Source organism: Streptomyces sp. NPDC086787 (assembly GCF_044745865.1).
Lineage (GTDB): Bacteria > Actinomycetota > Actinomycetes > Streptomycetales > Streptomycetaceae > Streptomyces.
Genome location: NZ_JBIVBC010000011.1, coordinates 182,671 through 204,874 on the forward strand (window position 1 = coordinate 182,671; position 22,204 = coordinate 204,874).

General features: G+C 71.4%; 26 protein-coding genes and 1 riboswitch. Of the genes, 13 read left to right on the forward strand and 13 right to left on the reverse strand.

Annotated elements, in window-relative coordinates; all coding sequences use genetic code 11:
- Window positions 1–4: 4 nt before the first annotated feature.
- The 4 genes from ACIPK3_RS24710 to bioB form a co-directional block, all read right to left on the reverse strand.
- Window positions 5–706, reverse strand: coding sequence for a class I SAM-dependent methyltransferase (locus tag ACIPK3_RS24710; protein ID WP_402572922.1), 702 nt, complete (start codon window positions 704–706; stop codon window positions 5–7).
- A gap of 112 nt (window positions 707–818) precedes the next feature.
- Window positions 819–1,535 carry a dethiobiotin synthase gene (gene bioD / locus ACIPK3_RS24715; RefSeq protein ID WP_402572923.1) on the reverse strand — a complete coding sequence of 239 codons (717 nt, stop codon included), beginning with the start codon at window positions 1,533–1,535 and terminating at the stop codon, window positions 819–821.
- Between the two features lies 1 nt (window position 1,536).
- Window positions 1,537–2,817 (reverse strand): adenosylmethionine--8-amino-7-oxononanoate transaminase, encoded by a 1,281-nt coding sequence (locus tag ACIPK3_RS24720; protein WP_402572924.1) that lies wholly within the window; start codon window positions 2,815–2,817, stop codon window positions 1,537–1,539.
- Entirely contained in the window at window positions 2,810–4,042 is a 1,233-nt protein-coding gene (bioB, locus tag ACIPK3_RS24725) for a biotin synthase BioB (RefSeq protein ID WP_402572926.1), read from the reverse strand. Before bioB ends, ACIPK3_RS24720 begins: the two co-directional genes overlap by 8 nt.
- 147 nt (window positions 4,043–4,189) lie before the next feature.
- Here bioB and ACIPK3_RS24730 point away from each other — a divergent pair, with 147 nt between their 5' ends.
- Window positions 4,190–5,317 carry an 8-amino-7-oxononanoate synthase gene (locus ACIPK3_RS24730; protein WP_402572928.1) on the forward strand — a complete coding sequence of 376 codons (1,128 nt, stop codon included), beginning with the start codon at window positions 4,190–4,192 and terminating at the stop codon, window positions 5,315–5,317.
- Window positions 5,318–5,397: 80 nt separating this feature from the next.
- Here ACIPK3_RS24730 and ACIPK3_RS24735 read toward each other — a convergent pair whose 3' ends face one another.
- Together ACIPK3_RS24735 and ACIPK3_RS24740 are read right to left on the reverse strand one after the other, a co-directional pair.
- Complete coding sequence (locus ACIPK3_RS24735) at window positions 5,398–5,622, reverse strand: DUF397 domain-containing protein (RefSeq protein ID WP_402572930.1); 225 nt, start codon at window positions 5,620–5,622, stop codon at window positions 5,398–5,400.
- Window positions 5,623–5,638: 16 nt separating this feature from the next.
- Window positions 5,639–6,505, reverse strand: a complete 867-nt coding sequence (locus tag ACIPK3_RS24740; protein ID WP_402572932.1) for a helix-turn-helix domain-containing protein — start codon at window positions 6,503–6,505, stop codon at window positions 5,639–5,641.
- 213 nt (window positions 6,506–6,718) lie between these two features.
- Between ACIPK3_RS24740 and ACIPK3_RS24745 the strand changes: the two genes are divergently transcribed.
- Entirely contained in the window at window positions 6,719–7,177 is a 459-nt protein-coding gene (locus ACIPK3_RS24745; protein ID WP_402572934.1) for an ATP-binding protein, read from the forward strand.
- A gap of 89 nt (window positions 7,178–7,266) precedes the next feature.
- On the opposite strand, the gene ACIPK3_RS24750 is transcribed toward ACIPK3_RS24745, so the two are convergent.
- The 3 genes from ACIPK3_RS24750 to ACIPK3_RS24760 form a co-directional block, all read right to left on the reverse strand.
- Complete coding sequence (locus ACIPK3_RS24750) at window positions 7,267–7,740, reverse strand: C40 family peptidase (RefSeq protein WP_402572936.1); 474 nt, start codon at window positions 7,738–7,740, stop codon at window positions 7,267–7,269.
- Window positions 7,741–7,743: 3 nt separating this feature from the next.
- A riboswitch (cyclic di-AMP (ydaO/yuaA leader) is annotated at window positions 7,744–7,966 on the reverse strand.
- A 304-nt stretch (window positions 7,967–8,270) separates the two neighbouring features.
- Window positions 8,271–8,579 carry a hypothetical protein gene (locus ACIPK3_RS24755; RefSeq protein ID WP_402572938.1) on the reverse strand — a complete coding sequence of 103 codons (309 nt, stop codon included), beginning with the start codon at window positions 8,577–8,579 and terminating at the stop codon, window positions 8,271–8,273.
- 6 nt (window positions 8,580–8,585) lie between these two features.
- Window positions 8,586–9,188: an ATP-dependent Clp protease proteolytic subunit gene (locus ACIPK3_RS24760; RefSeq protein ID WP_402572940.1), complete on the reverse strand. Its 603-nt coding sequence runs from the start codon at window positions 9,186–9,188 to the stop codon at window positions 8,586–8,588.
- A gap of 109 nt (window positions 9,189–9,297) precedes the next feature.
- Between ACIPK3_RS24760 and ACIPK3_RS24765 the strand changes: the two genes are divergently transcribed.
- Entirely contained in the window at window positions 9,298–9,582 is a 285-nt protein-coding gene (locus ACIPK3_RS24765) for a type II toxin-antitoxin system Phd/YefM family antitoxin (RefSeq protein WP_402572941.1), read from the forward strand.
- A gap of 75 nt (window positions 9,583–9,657) precedes the next feature.
- On the opposite strand, the gene ACIPK3_RS24770 is transcribed toward ACIPK3_RS24765, so the two are convergent.
- Window positions 9,658–10,836, reverse strand: coding sequence for an ABC transporter permease (locus ACIPK3_RS24770; protein WP_402572943.1), 1,179 nt, complete (start codon window positions 10,834–10,836; stop codon window positions 9,658–9,660).
- Window positions 10,837–10,966: 130 nt separating this feature from the next.
- On the opposite strand from ACIPK3_RS24770, the gene ACIPK3_RS24775 reads away from it, so the two are divergent.
- The 8 genes from ACIPK3_RS24775 to ACIPK3_RS24810 all read left to right on the forward strand — a co-directional run bounded on the left by ACIPK3_RS24775 (window position 10,967) and on the right by ACIPK3_RS24810 (window position 17,977).
- A complete protein-coding gene (locus ACIPK3_RS24775; RefSeq protein ID WP_402572945.1) occupies window positions 10,967–11,596 on the forward strand; it encodes a TetR/AcrR family transcriptional regulator in 630 nt (209 codons plus the stop codon).
- 128 nt (window positions 11,597–11,724) lie between these two features.
- On the forward strand, window positions 11,725–12,027 hold the full coding sequence (locus ACIPK3_RS24780; RefSeq protein ID WP_402572946.1) for an urease subunit gamma: 303 nt from the start codon (window positions 11,725–11,727) through the stop codon (window positions 12,025–12,027).
- Between the two features lie 14 nt (window positions 12,028–12,041).
- Window positions 12,042–12,353, forward strand: coding sequence for an urease subunit beta (locus tag ACIPK3_RS24785; protein ID WP_402572948.1), 312 nt, complete (start codon window positions 12,042–12,044; stop codon window positions 12,351–12,353).
- Window positions 12,346–14,067: an urease subunit alpha gene (locus ACIPK3_RS24790; RefSeq protein WP_402572949.1), complete on the forward strand. Its 1,722-nt coding sequence runs from the start codon at window positions 12,346–12,348 to the stop codon at window positions 14,065–14,067. The genes ACIPK3_RS24785 and ACIPK3_RS24790 overlap by 8 nt, the downstream gene beginning before the upstream one ends.
- A complete protein-coding gene (locus ACIPK3_RS24795) occupies window positions 14,067–14,741 on the forward strand; it encodes an urease accessory protein UreF (protein WP_402572951.1) in 675 nt (224 codons plus the stop codon). The genes ACIPK3_RS24790 and ACIPK3_RS24795 overlap by 1 nt, the downstream gene beginning before the upstream one ends.
- Window positions 14,742–14,818: 77 nt before the next feature.
- Window positions 14,819–15,496: an urease accessory protein UreG gene (gene ureG / locus ACIPK3_RS24800; protein WP_402572953.1), complete on the forward strand. Its 678-nt coding sequence runs from the start codon at window positions 14,819–14,821 to the stop codon at window positions 15,494–15,496.
- Complete coding sequence (locus ACIPK3_RS24805) at window positions 15,484–16,251, forward strand: urease accessory protein UreD (RefSeq protein ID WP_402572954.1); 768 nt, start codon at window positions 15,484–15,486, stop codon at window positions 16,249–16,251. Before ureG ends, ACIPK3_RS24805 begins: the two co-directional genes overlap by 13 nt.
- Before the next feature lie 139 nt (window positions 16,252–16,390).
- Entirely contained in the window at window positions 16,391–17,977 is a 1,587-nt protein-coding gene (locus tag ACIPK3_RS24810) for an alpha/beta hydrolase (RefSeq protein ID WP_402572956.1), read from the forward strand.
- Window positions 17,978–18,032: 55 nt separating this feature from the next.
- Here ACIPK3_RS24810 and ACIPK3_RS24815 read toward each other — a convergent pair whose 3' ends face one another.
- Window positions 18,033–18,758, reverse strand: a complete 726-nt coding sequence (locus tag ACIPK3_RS24815; protein ID WP_402572957.1) for a lysophospholipid acyltransferase family protein — start codon at window positions 18,756–18,758, stop codon at window positions 18,033–18,035.
- A gap of 221 nt (window positions 18,759–18,979) precedes the next feature.
- Between ACIPK3_RS24815 and ACIPK3_RS24820 the strand changes: the two genes are divergently transcribed.
- Together ACIPK3_RS24820 and ACIPK3_RS24825 are read left to right on the forward strand one after the other, a co-directional pair.
- On the forward strand, window positions 18,980–19,381 hold the full coding sequence (locus ACIPK3_RS24820) for a DUF6153 family protein (RefSeq protein WP_402572958.1): 402 nt from the start codon (window positions 18,980–18,982) through the stop codon (window positions 19,379–19,381).
- An 87-nt stretch (window positions 19,382–19,468) separates the two neighbouring features.
- Complete coding sequence (locus ACIPK3_RS24825) at window positions 19,469–20,029, forward strand: DUF305 domain-containing protein (protein WP_402572959.1); 561 nt, start codon at window positions 19,469–19,471, stop codon at window positions 20,027–20,029.
- 51 nt (window positions 20,030–20,080) lie between these two features.
- Here ACIPK3_RS24825 and rocD read toward each other — a convergent pair whose 3' ends face one another.
- Window positions 20,081–21,316, reverse strand: a complete 1,236-nt coding sequence (gene rocD, locus ACIPK3_RS24830) for an ornithine--oxo-acid transaminase (RefSeq protein WP_402572961.1) — start codon at window positions 21,314–21,316, stop codon at window positions 20,081–20,083.
- The gene (gene ddaH / locus ACIPK3_RS24835) at window positions 21,313–22,134 is read right to left on the reverse strand and encodes a dimethylargininase (RefSeq protein ID WP_402572962.1); all 822 of its coding nucleotides are present in this window, start codon (window positions 22,132–22,134) and stop codon (window positions 21,313–21,315) included. Before ddaH ends, rocD begins: the two co-directional genes overlap by 4 nt.
- Window positions 22,135–22,204: the final 70 nt, after the last annotated feature.

Sequence of the window (22,204 nt, forward strand, 5' to 3'; positions counted from 1 at the left end):
GTTCCTAGCCCCCGTTCGTGTCCCCGCGTGTCCCGGGCCGCCAGGCCGTGCCCAGGACGCAGTACGAGGTGGGCAGCGTCGGGCCCCGCTCCGGGAGCAGCACCCGCCGGTAGGGGCCCAGTTCGAAGCCGCCGGTCCGCAGCGCGGTGACCGGGTCGCGGGTGAGGTGGCAGCCGCCGGTCAGGGCGGGCCACAGGGTGCGGTCGAGGGCGTGCTGCACGAACGCCATCGCCGGACCGCCGCCCCTGCCGTGCTCCAAGAACCGCACCTCGCCGCCCGGCCGCAGCACGCGCCGTACCTCCGCGAGGGCGCGGGGAACGTCACGGACGCTGCACAGCACCAGGGACAGTACGACCGCGTCGAACGCCTCGCTCTTGACCGGCAGCGCCTCCGCCGCGCCGGGCACCACGTCGACCGGTACGTCACCGCGCAGGGCGTTCTGGACGGCCAGCCGGCGCAGCAGCCGTTCGGGTTCGATCGCCACCACTTCCGAGACGGCCGCCGGATAGTGCGCGAAGTTCAGCCCGTTGCCCGCCCCGATCTCGATCACCCGCCCGGACAGCCCGGCGAGCAGCCGGTGGCGCATCGCGGCCATGCCGTATCTGGTCTCGGCGCGCGTACTGATCCGGGCGTAGCAGCGGGCGAACAACGGGTGGTGGACGGGATCGCGCACCGGCTTGCCGGAGCCCGCGGGCCGTACCCCCATGGCAACCTCCCAGACACGACGGCCAGGACGGCCGGGACGAATCCATGGGGATTCTCCCCCGTACGGTGCCGTCGCACCCCCCTTCGGGGACGTCGGCGGCGCCGTACGTCCGCTACGGCGCCTCGCGGACGCGGAACGCCTCCGCGTCCCAGGTGCCGTCCAGGCGGGGAGCCAGCCAGCCCGGCGCCGCGGTCCGGAAGTCGCCCGGCGGGAGCGCGGCGGCGCCCGCGGGGAGCGCGCCCAGCAGTGGCGCCCCGGCCACCTCGGGCAGGTCCGCCAGGTTGCAGCGCGCGGCGAGGTCGGGTGAGCCGGGCCAGCTGCCGATCACCACACCGAGCAACTCAATTCCCCGGGCCCGAAGTTCACGCGCCGACAGCTCGGTCGTGTTCAGGGTGCCGAGCCCTGCGGCGGCGACGACCAGCACGGGCGCGTTCAGCAGACTCGCCGCGTCGGCCAGCGTGCCGCCCGCCGCGTCGAACCGGACGAGCAGACCGCCCGCCCCCTCGACCAGCACCAGGTCGTGATCGGTGGCCAGTTTGGCGGCGGCCTCGGCCACCTCGTGCGGGCGCACGGGAGCCAGTCCCGCCCGCCGCGCTGCCGTGCCGGGCGCCAACGGCTCCGGATAGCGGGCGAGTTCGGTCGCCGTCACCGATCCGGCCAGCCGTGCCACCTCGTCGGCGTCGCCGTGCTCGCCCGGCCGTACCCCGGTCTGCGCGGCCTTCAGCACGGCGACCGACCGCCCGGCGGCCAGCGCGGCGGCGGCCACGGCGGCGGTCGTGACGGTCTTGCCGATTTCCGTGCCGGTCCCCGTGATCACCAGTACTGGCATCTCATCCCTCCCGTGCCGCCGCGCACACCGCGCGCGCGATCCGTGCCACGTCCGCGTCCCCGGTCACGTACGGCGGCATCGTATAGACCAGATCGCGGAACGGCCGTAGCCACACACCCTCGCGAACGACCGCGCGGCGGGCCGCCACCATGTCCACCTCGTGGTCGAGCTGGACCACCCCGATCGCGCCCAGGACGCGTACGTCCTTCACCCCGGGCAGGTCGGCGGCGGGTGCCAGCCCCTCCTTCAGCCCGGTCTCGATCCGGGTGACCTCCGCCCGCCAGTCCTGCCCCAGCAGCAGCTCGATCGAGGCGCAGGCCACGGCCGACGCCAGCGGGTTGCCCATGAACGTCGGTCCGTGGGCCAGCACCGGCACCTCGCCGCGCGAGATCCCGTCGGCCACCCGGGGCGTGCACAGCGTCGCCGCCATCGACAGATACCCGCCGGTGAGTGCCTTGCCCACGCACATCACGTCCGGTGTCACCGCCGCGTGGTCCGCCGCGAACAACTCGCCGGTGCGGCCGAACCCGGTGGCGATCTCGTCGAACACCAGCAGCACGTCGTGCGCGTCGCACGCCTCGCGCAGCACCCGCAGGTACGCGGGGGAGTGGAACCGCATCCCGCCCGCGCCCTGCACCACCGGCTCGACGATCACCGCGGCGATTTCACCGGCGTTCCGCTCGATCTCGGTACGCAGATGTTCGGCGTAGGTCTCCTCGTAGTCCGCGGGCGGGGCGTCCGCGAAGACCTGGCGCTGCAGCACCCCGCTCCACAGCTCGTGCATCCCGCCCTCGGGGTCGCACACGGACATCGGCTGCCAGGTGTCGCCGTGGTAGCCGCCCCGCCAGGTCAGCAGGCGCCGCTTCTCCGGCCGGCCGAGCGAACGCCAGTACTGGAGGCACATCTTGACCGCGACCTCGACCGACACCGAGCCGGAGTCGGAGAGGAAGACATGCTCCAGCCCTTCTGGAGACATGTCGACAAGGAGCTTGGCGAGCCGGACGGCGGGCTCGTGCGTGAGCCCGCCGAACATCACATGACTCATCCGCCCGAGCTGCTCCCGCGCGGCCTCGTCGAGCACCGGGTGACGGTAGCCGTGGACCGCCGACCACCAGGACGACATGCCGTCGACCAGCTCGCCCGAGCCGTCCGCGAGCCGCAGCCGCACCCCGCTCGCCGACTCCACGACGAGCGGTTCGTCCCGGCCGGGCATCGGCCCGTACGGATGCCAGACGTGCCGCCGGTCGAGTGCCAGCAGTTCGGGCACGCTCAGGTCAGGCATTGGGCGCGAGGTCCGTTCCGGCGCCCCGGCGGCGGACGGCGACCAGATCCGTACGCGGCTCGTTGGCCGCGGCACCGGCGGTGACCGCGGGAGCCTCGGCGGCCTCCCCGGCGGAACCACACACGCTGCCGCAGCCCGCACCCTCGTGCGACCCGCAGCCCGCGTCCTCGTGCGACCCGCAGCCCGCCCCGGCGTGCGACCCGCATCCGCCCACCGCGTCCGCGCGGTGCGCCGGAAGCGTCACCTCGTCGGCGCCCTCCACCTCGAACCCGGCGTCCGCGATCATGTCCAGGTCGGTCTTGCCCGCCTGTCCCTCGCTGGTGAGGTAGTCGCCCAGGAAGATGGAGTTGGCCAGGTGCAGCGCGAGTGGCTGCATCGACCGCAGATGCACCTCGCGGCCGCCCGCGATCCGCACCTCCACGTCCGGGCAGACGAACCGTGTCATCGCCAGGATGCGCAGACACCGCTGCGGGGTGAGGTTCCACTCCTTGCCGAGCGGGGTGCCCTCGAACGGGATCAGGAAGTTCACCGGAACGGAGTCCGGGTCCAGCTCGCGCAGCGAGAAGACCACGTCCACCAGGTCCTCGTCGCTCTCGCCCATGCCCGCGATCAGACCGGAACAGGCGGACAGGCCGGCCGCGTGTGCCTTCTGCACCGTGTCCACCCGGTCGGCGTACGTGTGGGTGGTCGTGATGTCCGCGTATGTTCCCTCGGACGTGTTGAGGTTGTGGTTGTACGCGTCCGCGCCCGCCTCGCGCAGCCGTTCGGCCTGCCCGTCGGAGAGCAGACCCAGACAGGCGCACACCTCGACGCCCTCGTTCTGTTCCTTGATCGCCTTGATCGTGTCGGACACCCGGTCCACGTCACGGTCCGTCGGGCCGCGTCCGCTGGCCACCAGGCACACCCGCTTGGCGCCCCCGGCCAGGCCCGCGGCGGCCGCCTTGGACGCCTCGTCGGGCTTGAGCCAGGTGTACTTCAGGATGCCGGCCGTGGAGCCGAGCCGCTGCGAGCAGTAGGAGCAGTCCTCCGGGCACAAGCCGGACTTGAGGTTGACCAGGTAGTTAAGTTTCACGCGTCGGCCGAACCAGTGCCGGCGTACCTTGCCGGCCGCGGCCACCACATCGAGCACATCGTCGTCGGAGGTGGCGAGCACGGCGAGTGCTTCCTCGCGGGTCGGCAGCTCGCGCCGAAGCCCCTTGTCCACCAGCGTGTTCAGCAGGTCCATGAGGTCCGATCCTGTCTTACGGGACCGCCCGGGGCCAAGGAGAGATTGCACAACGGAGACGGATCACCGTGTGGGTATTGCCACACCCTGGGCGGCTGGGCGTCCGGCTAGTGTCTGTCCGCTACCTACAAAAGCCCCGGAGGACCCATGGCGTTCGGCTGGATCGACCACCAGGCGGAGCAGCGCCGGCGTGCCGGACTCGTACGGACGCTGCGCCCCCGGCCGGCCGACTCGCCGCTGCTCGACCTGGCGAGCAACGACTATCTGGGCCTGGCCCGGCACCCCGAGGTCACCGACGCGGCCGCGGCCGCCGTGCGCACCTGGGGCGGCGGTTCCACCGGCTCCCGGCTGGTCACCGGCACCACCGAACTGCACGGCGAGCTGGAGCGCGAGCTGGCCGAATACTGCGGTTTCGAGGCGGCTCTGGTGTTTTCCTCCGGATACGCCGCCAACCTCGCCGCGGTCACCACTCTCGGCCCGCACGGCACCCTGATCGTCTCCGACGCCGGCAACCACGCCTCGCTGATCGACGGCTGCCGGCTGGCTCGCGGCACCACGCAGGTCGTCGGGCATGCCGACCCGGACGCGGTGCGCAAGGCGCTCGGCACGCACGAGGGGCCCGCGGTGGTCGTCTCCGACGCGGTCTTCTCGGTCGACGGGGACGCCGCGCCGCTCGCCGCGTTCGCCGAGGCCTGTCGGGAGCGCGGCGCCGGGCTGCTGGTCGACGACGCGCACGGGCTCGGTGTGCTGGGCGAGGGCGGCCGGGGAACGGCGCACGAGGCCGGGCTCGCGGGCGCCGAGGACGTCGTCGTCACCGTCACCCTGTCCAAGTCGCTGGGCAGCCAGGGTGGTGCCGTGCTCGGCCCCGCCCGGGTGATCGACCATCTGGTCAACGCGGCACGAACGTTCATCTTCGACACGGGACTCGCACCGGCCTCGGTCGGCGCGGCGCTGGCCGCACTGAGGCTGCTGCGCCGGGAACCGGCGCGCGCGGCGCGGGCACGCCAGGTCGCCGCTGAACTGCACGCGCGGCTGACCGCCGCGGGTATGGAGGCGGTACGGCCGCAGGCCGCGGTGGTCTCCGTGCGGGCGCCGTCCCCCGAGGGGGCGGTGCGCTGGGCGGCCGACTGCCGTACGGCAGGCCTCGCCGTGGGCTGCTTCCGTCCTCCTTCCGTGCCCGACGGCATCTCACGGCTGAGGCTGACCGCCCGCGCGGACCTCTCCGAGGCCGAGATCGAACGCGCTGTACGTGTCATCGGCGAGGCGCGGCCGTGAGTCCGCACGACACGGCCGTGCACCGCCTGGGCGGACACTGAGTCAGTGGCGGTGGGGCGGCGCTCCGGGGGGTACGGGGGTCAGCGGAGCGCTGCCAGGAAGCCGGTCCAGCTCCCGGCGGAGAACAGCAGCGCCGGCCCGGAGGGGGTCTTGGAGTCGCGTACGGCGAGCAGTCCGGTCAGCGGGCCGGAGCGCGGCCGTGCCGTCTCCACGCAGTTGTTCGCTCCCGTGCTGTAGCTGCTGCGCAGCCAGCGCACGCCGTGCAGCTCGGTACTGGAGGGCAGGTGCCGAGCCAGTGCGGTCATGGTGCCTCCTTACGCGTTATGCGCCGTCGCCCAGCCCGGCGAGGAAATCCATCGATTCCTCGGGTGAAAGGGCGTGGCCCTGAAGGGTTTTGAAGGCCTCGGAGTAGGCCCGGAGGTCGTCCTTCTGTTCGAGATAGAGGCTACTCGTCAACTGGTCGAGAACAACCACGTCCAGATCGGAAGTGCGCGGAAATGACAAAATAACGAAAGGTCCGGTGATGCCGATGTGGGCGCCGGCGGCGAACGGCAGCACCTGAAGCCGTACCTGGGGCAGCCGCGCCGCCTGAGCCAGCCGCTCCAACTGCCCCGCCATCACCTCCGGACCGCCGACCTGCCGGTGCAGCACGGCCTCGTCCAGTACGGCGCTCAGCTTCAGCGGCGGATCCGACCGCAGCACGTCCTGGCGGGCCAGCCGCACCGCCACCAGCGCGTCGAGCCGCTGTTCGGCGTCGTCGCCCGGGCGTACGGCCGCCCTGGTCACCGCACGTGCGTAGGCCGGGGTCTGGAGAAGTCCGGGGACCACCGACGTCTCAAGTGTGCGCATCGTGCTCGCCTGTGACTCCAGGCTGATGAAGTCCCGGTAGGCGGGCGGAAGCACCCCGCGGTAGGCGTGCGACCAGTGGTGTCGGCCGCCCATGTCGTCCGCGCCCGCCAATACCATGATCAGTTCGCGCAGTTGGCGGTCCGTCAGCCCGTAAGCGTCCAGGAGTAACCGCACATCGGCCGGTTTCACTCCACTCGCGCCCGTCTCGACACGGCTTACCTTCGACTGGTGCCAGCCCACCAGCCGGGCCGCCTCACCGCTGGTGAGACCCGCCCCGGTGCGCAGCATGCGCAGTTCGGCGCCGAGTTTCCGGCGGCGCACCGCGGGACCGTTCTGCATGGACTACTCCCTACTCCACCCGGGCCGCCCAAATACGCTCTGCCGTCGCAGAGTTCACCGCATCGAGCGACAGATATATGCACATCTTGGCGGATCGATACCCGTGGCCGGGGCGGTGGTGGCAGTCTGGCGGCGAAGCACCAGTCCGGGACCGTACTCGAACCATCCGCAGCGTGTCGGACTCCGGTCCCGCGTGAAAGGGACGACGTCGCCATGGCAGATCATTTGGAAGCGTCCGTAACTCTGCCGAGCGATCCCGTCTCGGTCGCCGCGGCCCGCTCCTACGTACTGGGAACCCTCGCGGAATGGGGTCTGCCGTCGGACACCGAGGTGGCCGACACCATCCGGCTCATCGTCTCGGAACTCGCCACCAACGCCGTGCAGCACACCTTCGGGCAGTCGCCCACGTTCACGGTGGACATCGTGCTCGACCGCGCGGAGCGGCTGAGCATCGGCGTCACCGACAGTCATCCGCGCTTCCCCAAGCGGCTACCCGCTGCCGTGCAGCAGGACAACGGCCGGGGCATGGTGATCATCCGCTGGCTGACCGCGGAGTGCGGCGGCAGACTCTGCGTCCGGCCCACGCGGGAGGGCGGCAAGACCGTGGCCATCGAACTGCCGTGGACCGTGACCGCCCAGCCGCTGACGGCCGCGGGGCAGCAGGACCCCTGACCGGCGCCGGGAGGCGCCGGGGAGGCGCGGGGGACGGGCCGGGCCCGAGGGGGCGACGCCGCGATGCGAGCCGCCGCCCCCTCGGCGGTTCAGCCGACCCGGCCGTACCAGACGCTCTTCGTCCAGATCTTCTGCAGTCTCACCACGTCCCCGCTCTTCGGGGCGTGCCAGATCTTCCCCTTACCGGCGTAGATCCCCACGTGGTACACGTTGGATCCCGAGTGGAAGAAGACCAGGTCGCCGGCCCTGCGGTGCCCGGACGAGACGTGGTGCGTCTTGTTGTACTGCTGGGCGGCCGTGCGGGGCAGGCTCTTGCCCGCCTTCTTGAACGAGTAGAGCGTCAGCCCCGAGCAGTCGAACCGTCGCGGACCGCTGGCGCCCCACTTGTACGGGGCGCCCTTCTTCGAAGCCGCGATCTGGAGTGCCTTCGTAGCCGTCGTCGCCGCCGCGGCGTCGGACGCCATGCCCGGAACCACGATCGAGCCGCCCACTGCGGCGATGGTCAGGGCCGAGGCCGTACCGGCACGGGCCATGAGCGACGGGACACGATTGAGCGCAGTCATGCGCAACCCTTCGTCAGCCGCCTGTGAAGGATGACCTGTCGGATTCGGGCTGGCGAAGTAGCCCGGCCGCGTTGCCGCGGCTTCACCCCAAGGGACGCTCAGAACGAACAGATGAACCAGCGAACATCCGTTCCGGCGACCCGTCTTGCTTGGGTCCTCCACTCCTGCCGATCCACTCCTGTCGACCGGTCATCCGGGAGGCGGCAGGACTCGGCGTCCACCCGGACCGCCCCGCCGCTGTGGCGGGGGCTTGTCGTCAGACAGGGATCTTCACTCACCCGTGTCCGAAAAACCCAATGGAATCGGGGATTTGTGGGGTTACTCACCACTCACCCGTTCGGGTGGACATTGCTGTGTTCGAGTCATGGTCGAGAGGGCGAACGGCCCCCGGACCAGCGGCGGAGTACCCCACCGTCCGGCTCTGACAGGCGTGTTGCGCAACTCCTACGGGCTCACGAACGGACGCTCGGCTACGCCGTACGGGGGTAAGCCTTCTGGGCCGTTTCAACACCCTTGCGGACGAACGGAAGTCAGCCCGTCCGGCTCGGCGGAACGGTGACCCGGGCGGTTCGGCGCTCCCCGTCCAGCACCCGCATCGCCCGCGCCAGGGTGGCCGCGTGCAGTTCCGACTCACCCCGCCGGTGCATGACGGCCAGCGCGTCGCGCAGCGCCGTCGCCGCGGACACCAGGGCCTGGGCGGCCCGCAGCCCGCTGTACGTGCCCTCCTGCTGCGCCGGGTTGATCCGGCCCAGCAGGTCGACCGCGTCGAGGTAGCGGTCGACGAGTTCGCCCTCGGCCCGGGTCAGGGCGGGCAGCGGCGGCAGTTCCGGCGGCAGCATCGGCGGTCACCTCTCGCCCGGCGCGGTGCGGGACGCCTCGCGGCTCGTTACGACCCCGTCCGCCAGCCCGTACTCCAGTGCGCCCCGCGCGTCGAGGACGAGGTCACGCTCCAGGTCCTCGTGCACCTGCTCCGGGGTGCGCCCCGTGTACCGGGCGAGAAGTTCCTCGAGTCGCGCGCGGACCCGCTCCAACTCCCGGGCCCGGATCGCCAGGTCGCTCGGCTGACCTTCCGTCGGTTCGGGCAGCGACGGCTGCCGCAGCAGCACGCGCGCGCCCGGCAGTACGAACCGTTTGCCCGGCGTACCGGCGGCGAGCAGCACCGCGGCGGACGGGCCGGCCTGCCCGAGGCAGACCGTCTCCACGTCACAGCCGACGTACCGCATCGTGTCGTGGATCGCGGTCATCGCGCTGAACGAGCCGCCCGGGGAGTTGATGTAGAGCGAGATGCCGCGGTCCGGGCTCGCGTACTCGAGATGCATGAGCTGCGCGACCACATCGTTCGCCGAGACCTCGTCGATCGGCGCGCCGAGCAGCACGATCCGCTCCTCCAGCAGCTTCGCGTACGGATCGAGCGCGCGGGTGGACGTGTGTGCGGACGTACGGGTCATGGGCATACCCCTCCTCGTGATGGAGCCGTCTCCGAACGGGCTCTCTGTAAAAAATGTACAGGACGTACGATGAGTACGGATGAGTAAGAGGTCCCCGTAAGCTGGAGGCATGGCCTACGAGATTCCGGTTACGCAAGCCAGGGCTGAGCTCGCCGACCTGATCAACCGGGTGGTGTACGGCGGTGAGCGCGTCGTCGTGACACGGCACGGGAAGCCTCTCGTCGCCCTCGTCTCCGCCGCCGACCTCGAACGGCTGGAGGAACTCCAGGACCCCGCGGAGGACAAGGTGGCTTCCTCGGTCTCCAGCGTCCACGACCGCACTTCCGCCCCCGGGGGCCCGGAAACCCGCCGCTTCGGCCTCGCGGCGGAGCACCGCAGGGCAGACGGGGCGTAGCCGCCCGCGCGAAAAAAGACCGTGCACCCCCGTCCGCTACTGCGGGGGTGCACGGTCGTCCGTGGTGCTGCCGGGTCAGTCGGCGAGTGCGAGCACCGGCCGTTCGGGTGCCTGCTCCTCCGCGCGGACCCGGTTCCTCAGCGCGCTGCCCACCAGGACCGCGCCCAGGCCCAGCGCCGCCCACCAGGTCAGGGTGAGGGCGGGGGTGGTGGCCGCCGCGCCGTCGAAGTACGACACCGACCTCAGCAGAGTCGCCCCCGCGCCCGGCGGCAGCCACTGGCCGATCGCCCCGAGCGGTTCGGGAAGCAGCTGCGGGGCGGAGGAGGCGCCGGAGGCCGGGTTGCCGATCAGCATCACCACACCGGACATGAATCCGATCCCGGCCGACCCGACGAGTGCCGCGAGCCCGGCGACGGCGGCGCTCACGGCCAGCGTCGACAGTCCGAACGCCGCGGCCTCGGCCCACCAGTCGCCCGTGATCACCCCGAGCCAGCTGTCCGCGATCCCGGCCCCGACCAGACCCACCAGCGCCGCTGCCCCCACCAGAGCCGTCACCGCGCGGGCGCCGCGCAGCCCGAGCAGGGTCACCACCGCGCCCGCCGCCATCCCGGCCAGCGCGAGCGGCAGCACGCTTCCGCTCAGGGCCGCGCCGCGCGGATCCTTCGGGGAGGAGGCGACCACGTCGACTGTCGTGACCTTCGTGATCGCCTTCGCCTGCTTCGCTTGGCTAGCCTTCGCCGCCTTCGCCCCCTTCGCCGCCTCGCCGGCCTTCTCGGTCTTCTTGACCTTCTCGGCCGTCTCGCTCGTCTCGCTCGTCTCGCTCGTCTTGGCCTTCTCGGCCTTCCTGCCCTCTGCCACCACGCCGGAGTCGCCCGCGGCCTGCGCCGCCACCTTCTGCTGGAGCAGCTGGGCGACCAGCGGACTGGCCGCGGACGCGGTCAGCAGCTTGGGGCCCCCGGCGGTCACCACCACCGCGCCGTACACGGTCCGGTCCTTGATGGCGTCACGGGCGGCGGCCTCGTCGGCGTAGTGATGTATCTCGAACGCACCCTCCTGCCGCGTCAGCTTCTGTTCGAGGGGAGCCGTCGCCTTCGCCGGGCCGGCCAGGCCGATCGGCAGGTCGTGGGGCGCGGTCCGCGCGGCCGGCCAGGCGAACGCCCACAGCGCCAGGGCGGCGAGCAGCGGGACGAGGACGATCACCGCGATCAGGCGTCGGGCGCCGGGCCCGGAGCGGGGCGCGGAATGGGCGGACATGCGTCTCCTTGGTCGGTCGGTGCTGCCGATGTGGCCCGCTAAAAAGAAGGATCGTTCGTTTTAGGATTGACCCAGCGTCCTTCCGTCGGCGCGCCTTGTCAAGAAGGAACGTTCGTTTTAGGTTGTGACCATGGCCCGAGTGACCCAGGCACACCTAGACGCCCGCCGCCGTCAGATCCTCGACGGCGCAGCCCTGTGCTTCGCCCGAAACGGGTTTCACGCCACGTCGATGCAGGACGTGCTGAAGGAGGTCAACCTGTCCGCGGGCGCCGTCTACCGCTACTTCAGCGGCAAGGACGAGCTGATCGCCGCGATTGTCGGAGAGGTGCTCGGAGTGCTGGGGAGCACCTATGAGGGTGCGGCGGCGGAGACCCCGCCGCCCCTGCCCGACGTGCTGCTTCCCCGGGCGTTGCGGCAACTGCGGGAGGCCAGGCCGGTGCTGCTGGCGAGCGGGGAGTGGCTCTTCTCCCGGCTGCTGGTCCAGGTGTGGACCGAGGTCCTGCGCAATCCCGAACTCGCGGAGGTCCTGCGTGCCGGGTACGAGCGGGTCAGGGGCGCCTGGGCGATGGTGGTCGAGGGCTACAAGTCCGCGGGCCTGATCCCCGCCGACGCCGACGCGGACGCCCTGGCCCGGGTCATGATCGCGCTCGCGCAGGGGTACACCGTGCACCTCGCCGTGTTCGAGGAGTTGCCGCCGGAAACCCTGGAGAAGGGGCTGCGCGCGCTGATGAGCATGCGGGCCCCGCAGCCGTCCGAGTGACGGGCTCGGGTGTTTAACGTGTCGGAAACTCGGCGCAACTAGCCTGCCCCTCCACGCCACCAGGGACTTTGCCCCGTGGCCGAGGCAGCCGGGCCCCCACGGTCCGGAGCGAGGACTGGAGGTGGGACGTGCGACTGACCCCGCACGAACAGGAGAGGTTGCTGATCCATGTGGCGGCCGACGTGGCCGGGAAGCGCCGGGCCCGCGGGCTCAGGCTCAACCACCCGGAAGCGGTCGCCCTCATCACGTCGCACGTCCTCGAAGGCGCCCGTGACGGCCGTACCGTCGCCGAACTCATGTCCTCCGGACGCACGTTGCTCACCCGGGACGATGTCATGGAAGGCATCCCCGAGATGATCCACGACGTCCAGGTGGAGGCGACCTTCCCGGACGGCACCAAGCTCGTCACTGTCCACGACCCGATCGTCTGACCGGGGAGGCCACCGTGATTCCCGGAGAGATCCTTTTCGCCGAGGACCCGATCGTGTACAACGAGGGCCGCGAGGTCACCCGTGTCACCGTCCTCAACGCCGCCGACCGGCCCGTTCAGGTCGGTTCCCACTACCACTTCGCCGAGGCCAACCCCGGCCTGGAGTTCGACCGTACGGCCGCGCGCGGCAAGCGGCTGAACGTCTCCGCCGGTACCGCCGTGCGCTTCGAGCCCGGCATTCCTGCCGAGGTCGAACTCGTCCCGCTCGCCGGCGCCCGGATCGTGTCCGGACTGCGCGGCGAGACCGGGGGTGCGCTCGATGCCTGAGATCTCCCGCGCCGGCTACGCCGACCTGTTCGGACCGACCACCGGCGACCGGATCCGGCTCGCCGACACCGACCTGCTGATCGAGATCGAGGAGGACCGCTCGGGCGGCCCGGGACTCGCCGGGGACGAGGCGGTCTTCGGCGGCGGGAAGGTCATCCGCGAGTCCATGGGCCAGTCCCGTGCCACCCGCGCCGACGGCACCCCGGACACCGTCATCACCGGGGTCGTGATCGTCGACCACTGGGGGATCGTCAAGGCGGACGTCGGTATCCGCGACGGCCGGGTCACCGGGATCGGCAAGGCGGGCAATCCGGACACGATGGACGGGGTGCATCCCGACCTGGTCATCGGCCCGGAGACCGAGGTGATCGCGGGCAACGGGCGGATCCTGACGGCCGGCGCCGTGGACGCGCATGTCCACTTCATCTGCCCGCAGATCGCCGACGAGGCGCTGAGCGCCGGTATCACCACGCTCGTCGGCGGCGGCACCGGTCCGGCCGAGGGGTCGAAGGCGACGACCGTGACGCCCGGACCGTGGCACCTCGCCCGGATGCTGGAGGCGATGGACGCCCACCCGCTCAACATCGGTCTGCTCGGCAAGGGCAACACCGTCTCGCACGAGGCGATGCTGTCGCAGATCCGCGGCGGAGCACTCGGGTTGAAGCTGCACGAGGACTGGGGGTCGACCCCTGCCGTCATCGACGCGGCCCTCACCGTCGCCGACCGGACCGGAATCCAGGTCGCGATCCACACCGACACCCTCAACGAGGCCGGATTCGTGGACGACACACTCGCCGCGATCGGCGGGCGCGGCATCCACGCCTACCACACCGAGGGTGCGGGCGGCGGGCACGCGCCGGACATCATGACCGTGGTGTCCGAGCCGCACGTGCTGCCGAGTTCCACGAACCCGACCCGGCCGTTCACCGTCAACACGGTCGAGGAGCACCTCGACATGCTGATGGTGTGCCACCATCTGAACCCGGCCGTGCCGGAGGACCTGGCGTTCGCCGAGTCCCGGATCCGGCCGTCGACCATCGGGGCCGAGGACGTCCTCCACGACCTGGGCGCCATCTCCATCATCTCCTCCGACTCGCAGGCGATGGGACGGGTCGGCGAGGTCGTCATGCGGACCTGGCAGACCGCGCATGTGATGAAGCGGCGCAGGGGCGCGCTGCCCGGAGACGGGCGGGCCGACAACCGGCGGGTACGGCGCTATGTCGCCAAGTACACGATCAACCCGGCGCTCGCCCAGGGCATCGCCGGGCAGGTGGGCTCCGTGGAGACCGGCAAGCTGGCCGACCTCGTGCTGTGGGAACCGGCGTTCTTCGGCGTCAAACCGCTGCTCGTCATCAAGGGCGGCCAGATCGCGTACGCGCAGATGGGCGACGCGAACGCCTCGATCCCGACGCCGCAGCCGCTTCTGCCGCGCCCGATGTACGGGGCGATCGGACGGGCACCGGCCGCCAACTCGGTCAACTTCGTGGCCCCGCTCGCCGTCGAGGACGGGCTGCCCGAGCGGCTGCGGCTGGGGAAGCGCTTCGCCGTCATCGACTCCACCCGTGGGGTGACCAAGGCGGACATGCGGGAGAACGACGCGCGGCCCGAGGTGCGGATCGATCCCGACAGTTTCGCCGTGCGCATCGACGGTGAGCTGGTCGAGGCGGTACCGGCCGCCGAACTGCCCCTGGCCCAGCGCTACTTCCTCTTCTGATGTCCAGGGCAGCACTGCTGGTCCTGGCCGACGGCCGCTTTCCCGCCGGGGGGCACGCGCACTCCGGCGGCGCGGAGGCGGCAGTCCGGGCCGGGCGGATCACCGGGGCCGCGGACCTGGAGGAGTTCTGCCGGGGACGGCTGCACACGGCCGGGCTGGTGGCCGCCGCGCTGGCTGCGGCCGCCTTACTCGGAGTGCGGCCGGGGGAGTTGGACGCGGCCGCCGACGCGCGTACGCCCTCGCAGGCGCTGCGGGCCACCGCGCGCCGGCTCGGGCGGCAGCTGATGCGGGCCGGGCGGGCGGTCTGGCCGTCCGAAGAACTCGACGCGCTGGCCCGGGAGTTCCCCAAGGGGGCGCATCAGCCGGTGGTGCTCGGGCTCGTGGCGCGTTCGGCCGGGCTCACGGCGGGCGACGCGGCGTACTGCGCCGCCTACGAGAGCGTGGGCGGCGCGGCCACCGCCACCGTGCGGCTGCTGAGCCTCGACCCGCTCGACGCGACCGGGGTACTGGCACGGCTGGCACCGGAGTTGGACCGCGTCGCGGACGCGGCCGTGGCGGCGGCCCAGCGGGTGCCTTCCGACGGCGTCGACGCGCTGCCGACGGCTTCGGCGCCGTGGCTGGAAGTGGCGGCCGAGGCGCATGCCGCCTGGCCCGCCCGGCTGTTCGCGTCGTAGCCGGGCCGCCGACCCGGCCCCCGCACGTACTCACTCCTGGAACGGATGGGATGAATTGGATGAACGGAGCTGCTCATATGCATCTTGATCACGACCATCACGGACCCGCCGCCGTCAGCGCCGACGCCCAGCGGCCCGACGGCTCGCGGCGGGCCCTGCGGGTCGGGCTCGGCGGGCCCGTCGGGTCCGGGAAGACCGCCACGGTGGCCGCGTTGTGCCGGGTGCTGCGGGACGAGTTCTCGCTCGCCGTCGTGACGAATGACATCTACACCCGGGAGGACGCCGAATTCCTGCTGCGCGAGGCCGTGTTGCCGCCGGAGCGGATCACAGCCGTGGAGACGGGCGCCTGTCCGCACACGGCGATCAGGGACGACATCTCCGCCAACCTGGAGGCGGTGGAGGACCTGGAGGACGAAGCCGGGCCGCTGGACCTGATCCTGGTCGAGTCCGGAGGGGACAATCTCACCGCCACCTTCTCCAAGGGACTCGTCGACGCGCAGATCTTCGTGATCGACGTGGCGGGCGGGGACGACATCCCGCGCAAGGGTGGTCCGGGTGTCACCACCGCCGACCTGCTGGTGATCAACAAGACCGACCTCGCCCCGTACGTCGGCTCCGACCTCAAGCGGATGGCGGCGGACGCGAAGGAACAGCGCTCCGGACTGCCGTTCGTGCTGCAGTCGTTGCGGAGCGAGGCCGGAGTGACGGAGGTGGCCGACTGGGTGCGGGCCAGGATCGCCGTATGGACGGCATGACCGGGACAGGCGTCCGTGCGACCGCGCGGATCGTCGCCCGGGACGACGGACGCGGCGGCACCGCGCTGCCCGTCCTGGCGGGCGGGGGACCGCTCGCGGTGCGGCGCACCCGGGCCGGCGGGACGGCGGCCCGGGTGATGCTCGTCGGGGCGATGGGCGGCCCGCTCGGCGGCGACCGGTTCGAGGTGCGGGCCGAGGTGCAGCGAGGGGCCCGGCTGGAGGTGGGGTCGGCCGCCGCGACCATCGCGCTGCCCGGACAGGCGGAGGGCGAAGCGCACTACGACGTACGGCTCCGGGTCGCCGACGGCGGTGAACTGTGCTGGCTGCCGGAGCCGTTGATCTCCGCTGCCGGAAGCGACCTGCGCGTGCGCACCCTGGTCGAACTCGAAGCCGCCGCACGGCTCGTGCTGCGCGAGGAGCAGGTGCTCGGGCGGGTCGGTGAGCGGCCCGGCCGGCTCGGCAGCCGTCTCACGCTGCGGATCGCCGGGCGGACCGTACTCGACCAGGAGCTGGCCTGCGGTCCCGGCGCTCCGGGCGGCTGGGACGGGCCCGCCGTACTGGCCGGACACCGTGCTGTAGGACAACTCGTGGTCGCGCGACCCGAGTTCCGCGCCGACCCGCCCGAGGCGCGTCCGCTGGGGGACGCCGCCGCGCTGACTCCGCTCGCCGGACCCGCTGTACTGGTGACCGCGCTCGCGGCCGACGGCCTGCGGCTGCGCCGGGTGCTCGACGAGGCGCTGACACTGCTCGGGTGACCATCCGGCAGCGTGACATGATCATCCGGTTATCGGATTGGTAAAGATGCTGCGCGGCCTCTGTTCTCACGTTCCTCACAGCCGCGAGGATCCCCGTGACCATTCGCAGCGATGTAACGGGAGGGCCCTCTTGAGGGACATGAGACCGAAGAACCGCGCGCTGGCGCTCGGCTCGGCCGGAGCGCTCGTCACAGCCACTCTGATCACCAGCGCCCTGGCGGCGCCCGCGGCCAGTGCGCAGACCCGTCACGGTCAGGACCGGGAGGCCCAGGGAGCGGCCGTCGCCGCCGCGCGCGCGGCGAAGGCGGGCATCAAGTGGGCGGACTGCCCCGCCGACTGGGGGATCGAGAAGCCGATCCAGTGCGGTTGGGTCACCGTGCCGCTCGACTACGCGAAGCCCAACGGCAAGCAGATCAAGCTCGCCGTCGACCGTATCGGCAACACCGGTACGAAGCAGGAGCGCCAGGGCGCCCTCATCTACAACCCCGGCGGTCCCGGCGGCTCGGGCCTGCGTTTCCCGCGCCGGGTCACCACCAAGTCCGCCCTGTGGGTGAACACCGCCAAGGCGTACGACTTCGTGGGCTTCGACCCGCGTGGTGTCGGCCACTCCGCGCCCATCTCCTGCATCGACCCGCAGGAGTTCGTCAAGGCGCCCAAGGCCGACCCGGTGCCGGACACCGAGGCCGACAAGAGCGCCCAGCGCAAGCTCGCCCGTGAGTACGCCGACGGCTGCTTCAAGCGCAGCGGCGAGATGCTGCCGCACATGACCACGCCGAACACCGCCCGCGACCTGGACGTCATCCGGGCCGCCCTCGGTGAGAAGAAGCTGAACTACCTCGGCGTCTCGTACGGCACCTACCTCGGCGCCGTGTACGGCACGCTGTTCCCGGGACACGTCCGGCGCATGATCGTCGACAGTGTCGTCAACCCGGACCGCGAGAACATCTGGTACCAGGCCAACCTGGAACAGGACGTCGCCTTCGAGAAGCGCTGGAAGGACTGGGAGAACTGGGTCGCCACCAACGACGCCAAGTTCCACCTCGGCAAGACCCGCGCCGCCGTCCAGGACAACTGGGTCAAGCTGCGCGCCGCCGCCAAGAAGGCGCCGCTCGGTGGGGTCGTCGGCCCGGCCGAGCTGATCTCCTTCTTCCAGAGCGCGCCGTACTACGACTCCTCGTGGGTGCCGGTCGCCACCGCGTTCAGCAAGTACGTCGCCGGTGACACCCAGGCACTGGTCGACGCGGCCTCCCCGGACATGTCCGACACCGCGGGCAACATCAGCGCGGAGAACGGCAACGCCGTCTACACGGCCGTCGAGTGCGCCGACGCCAAGTGGCCGACCAGCTGGAACAAGTGGAACCGGGACAACACCCGGCTCAACAAGGACAGCCCGTTCATGACCTGGGCCAACGCATGGATGAACCTGCCCTGCGCCACCTGGTCGACCAAGCAGCAGACCCCGGTGAACGTCACCACCCACAAGGGCCTGCCGCCGGTGCTCATCGTGCAGTCCACGCGTGACGCCGCCACCCCGTACGTGGGTGCCGTCGAACTGCACAAGCGCTTCAAGGGCTCCCGCCTGATCACCGAGGAGGGCGCCGGCTCCCACGGTGTGACCAGCCTGGTCAACCCGTGCATCAACGAGCAGGTGGACAACTACCTGCTCAACGGCAAGCTGGAGAGCGCGGACGTGAGCTGCGCGCCGCACGCCACGCCTGTGCCGTAGCGGCAAGGGCCACCAAGGCGCGAGGGGCGGCCGGAGCACTCCGGCCGCCCCTTCGTCAGCTCAGCGGCGCACGCGGGAACGCACGCTCCCGCTTCCCGCGCGCCGCGGCCTCCTCCGCCTTGACCTCGGCCGCGTACCGGTCGACGTACTCCTGCTCGGACAGCGACAGGATCGCGTACATGATCTCGTCGGTGACGGCGCGCAGGATGGCCTTCTCGTTCTCCATACCGGCGTAGCGGGAGAAGTCGAGGGGCTTGCCGAAACGGATGCCGACTCGGCGGACGTGCGGGACGACCTTGCCCGGCGGCTGCGCCTCGAACGTGCCGATCATCGCGCACGGGACGACCGGCACCCCGGCCCTCAGCGCCATCACGGCGACACCGACCTTGCCCTTGTAGAGGCGTCCGTCGTGGGAGCGGGTGCCCTCCGGGTAGATGCCGAGCAGCTCCTCCTTGCGCAGCACACCGAGCCCCTCCCGGATCGCGGCCTGTCCCGCTTCCTTGCCCGACCGGTCGACCGGGATCTGGCCCGCGCTGCGGAAGAACGCCGCGGTCAGCCGGCCCTTGATGCCCGGTCCGGTGAAATACTCGGCCTTGGCCAGGAAGGTGATGCGCCGCTTGAGCATCGCCGGCATCAGGAAGTGGTCCGAGAACGACAGATGGTTACCGGCGACGATGGCCGGACCCGACGCCGGTACGTTTCCCAGCCCTTCGATGCGCGGCCGGAAGACCAGCCTCAGTAAAGGCCCCAGCACCACATATTTCAGCAGATAGTAGAACAAAGGGAGTGCTCCTCACTCCGGCGGTCGGCAGATCCGGCTGATCGCCGAGCCGCCGTGTTCCAGCAGGTCAACCGGCGTGTGATGGGGTGTCAGTGTAGGCGCGCTCGCGGCGCGCCGGAACCTTCACGGACGCGTGCCGCCGCAGCATGGCGTGATCACTACCGTCGCCCGGCCGTGGCCGTCCGCCGCCTCCGGAGCAGGTCCTGCCTAGGATGACCTTGATGAACCCGGCCGAGCAGCAGCCCCGCGAGCGCCCGCCCCTGCGGCGGCGGCGGGCGTTGCTCGTGCTCGGGCTGCTGGCCGGGCTCCTCGGTATGCACGCCCTGGCTCCCGGCGGTGCGACGGACCGTCCGCGGCACGCCCACGCCGCGCACATGACGGCCGAGATCACCCCTGTCGACGGCTGTCCCGACGACGGTCACCGCGACGGACGCCATCTGCGGCACGCCGACGCGACCTGCGCCTCGGGGGCCGTGAACGACGGACCGGAGCTGCCCGCGCCGGCCGCGGGCCCGGTGGCGGCTGCCGTGCCGGCCCGTTCCGCGGGCCCGGGCCCGGCCGAGGCACCGGACGGGGCACGCGCGCCACCGTCCCTGGCGGAACTCCAACTCCTGCGGATCTAGAGGTCGCTACGACCGCATCGGCGCCCCCCTGCCGGGTGCGGTCCTCCGCGTGCCCGAATCCCGTTCCGCACCACTGGAGTCCACCGAATGACCATCCGTACCTCCGCGCGCCGCGCCGTCGTCGCCGTCACCGCATTGTCCGTCCTCGCCGCCTGCGGCGGCGGCACCGACGACGGCCACAACGCCCAGGACGTCGCCTTCACGCAGGGCATGATCTCGCACCACCAGCAGGCCCTGGAGATGGCTCGACTCGCCTCGGACCGCTCCTCCTCCGCCCAGGTCAAGGACCTCGCGGCGCGCATCGAAAAGGCTCAGGACCCGGAGATCACCACCATGACCGGCCGGCTCAGGGCGTGGGGCGAGGACGTGACCATGGCCGGCATGGACCACTCCGGTCACACCGGCTCGAAGGAGATGTCCGGAATGATGAGCACCGCGGACCTGGCCAAGCTGGAGAGGGTCACCGGCAAGGACTTCGACACGATGTTCCTGACCATGATGACCGAGCACCACAGGGGCGCCGTCGAGATGGCGGCCACCGAGAAGAGCAAGGGGCGCGACGCCGCCGCCATGCGCACGGCCGACGACATCGTCACCGCACAGAACGCCGAGATCAAGGAGATGAACCGGCTGCTCGGCGGGAACTGAGGGGCCGGAAGGCGGGCGGGGGCCGGCCGGCACCGGCCCCCGCCCCGGGCTTCACCGGCCTGCAGCCAGCACCTTCTCCAACGCGCCCAGCGCGGAGCGCAGTTCGTCGCCGGTGATGGTCAGCGGCGGGGCGATCCGGATCGTGGAGCCATGCGTGTCCTTGACCAGGACACCCTCCCGCATCAGCCCCTCGCTGATCTCACGGCCTGTGCCGATGGCGGGATCGACGTCGACGCCCGCCCACAGCCCCCGGGCCCGGAACCCGACCACACCCTTGCCGGTCAGGGCCGTCAGCCCGTCCCGCAGGACCACACCCAGCTCGGTGGCCCGGCGCTGGAAATCACCCGTCTCCAGGAGCCCGACCACCGCCGTGCCGACCGCGGCCGACAGCGGATTGCCGCCGAACGTCGAGCCGTGCTCACCCGGGTGCAGCACACCCAGCACCTCACGCCGGGCCACCACCGCGGACACCGGCACGATGCCGCCGCCCAGCGCCTTGCCGAGCAGCAGCACGTCCGGGACGACCGCCTCGTGCTCCACCGCGAGCGTACGGCCGGTGCGGCCCAGGCCGGACTGGATCTCGTCCGCGATGAACAGACAGCCCGCGCGGCGGGTCAGCTCGCGCACCCCGGCCAGATAGCCCTCGTCCGGAATGATCACCCCCGCCTCACCCTGGATCGGCTCGATCAGCACCGCGGCCGTCGTCTCGTCGACGGCGGCCTCCAGAGCGGCCAGGTCGTTGTAGGGGACGATCCGGAACCCGGGGGTGAAGGGACCGAAGCCCGTGCGGGCGGTCTCGTCGGTGGAGAAGCTGACGATGGTCGTCGTACGGCCGTGGAAGTTCTCCGCCGCGACCACGATCGTCGCCCGGTCGGCGGGCACGCCCTTGACGTCGTACGCCCACTTGCGGGCCACCTTGATGCCGCTCTCCACCGCCTCGGCGCCGGTGTTCATCGGCAGCACCATGTCGAGGCCGGTCAGCTCCGCGAGCCGCTCGGCGAACTCGGCCAGCTGGTCGTTGTGGAAGGCCCGTGAGGTGAGGGTCAGCCGGTCGAGCTGGCGGTGGGCCGCCTCGACCAGGGCCGGATGCCGGTGCCCGAAGTTGAGCGCCGAGTAGCCGGCCAGCATGTCCAGGTATCGGCGGCCCTCCACGTCCTGCACCCAGGTGCCCTCGGCACGCGCGACCACCACGGGCAGCGGGTGGTAGTTGTGCGCGAGGACCGGCTCCTCGGCGCGGATCAGGTCGGCGGACGTACGGGCGGCGGTCGGCCGGGCGGGCGCGGTCATGAGCGGATCTCCTGGGTGCAGCACTTGATGCCTCCGCCGGCCTTGTGGAACTCCGACAGGTCGACGGGGACGGGGACATAGCCGTGGTCGGTCAGACAGGAGGCCAGCCGCTCGGCCCGCGGCGCGATGAAGACATGGCGGCCGTCGGAGACGGAGTTCAGGCCGAAGGCCATCGCGTCCTCGCGGGAGGCGAGCACCGCGTCCGGGTACAGGCGCGCCAGCACCTCACGGCTGCCCGGCGAGAACGCGTCCGGGTAGTACACGATGTTGCCTGCCGGGCCGTCGTCCAGCACGAACAGCGCCGTGTCCAGGTGGTAGAAGTACGGATCGACCAGCGTCAGGCTGATCACCGGCATCCCGAAGTACTCCTGGAGCTCGCGATGCGCCTCCCGGGTGGTCCGGAAACCGGTGCCGGCCAGCAGATACCGGCCGGCCGGGACCAGGTCGCCCTCGCCCTCGCACACGGCCTCGGGCCGGTAGACGGTGAACCCGGCCGCCTTGAACCACATGTCGTAGTGGGTCGACTCGGGGCGGCGCTCGGCCGCGTGGAAGAGGGAACCGAAGACCCGGCCGCCGACGACGACCGCCGAGTTCGCTGCGAAGACCATGTCGGGGAGACCGGCGACCGGCTCCACGCTGTCCACGGTGTGGCCATGGGCGCGGTAGGCGCGGATCAGCTCCTGCCACTGCTCCTGCGCCAGATCCACGTCCACCTGGACGTCGGGTTGCATCCAGGGGTTGATCGCGTACTGCACGGCGAAGTGTCTGGGTTCGCAGACCAGAAAGCGCCGGGGGCGCGGCACACGGCTTTCGGACACAGAGGGGTTCCTCCGCTTTCCTGGCGGTGTCGACTGGGGTGACACCAAGGTAGAAAGTGACAGATACGCG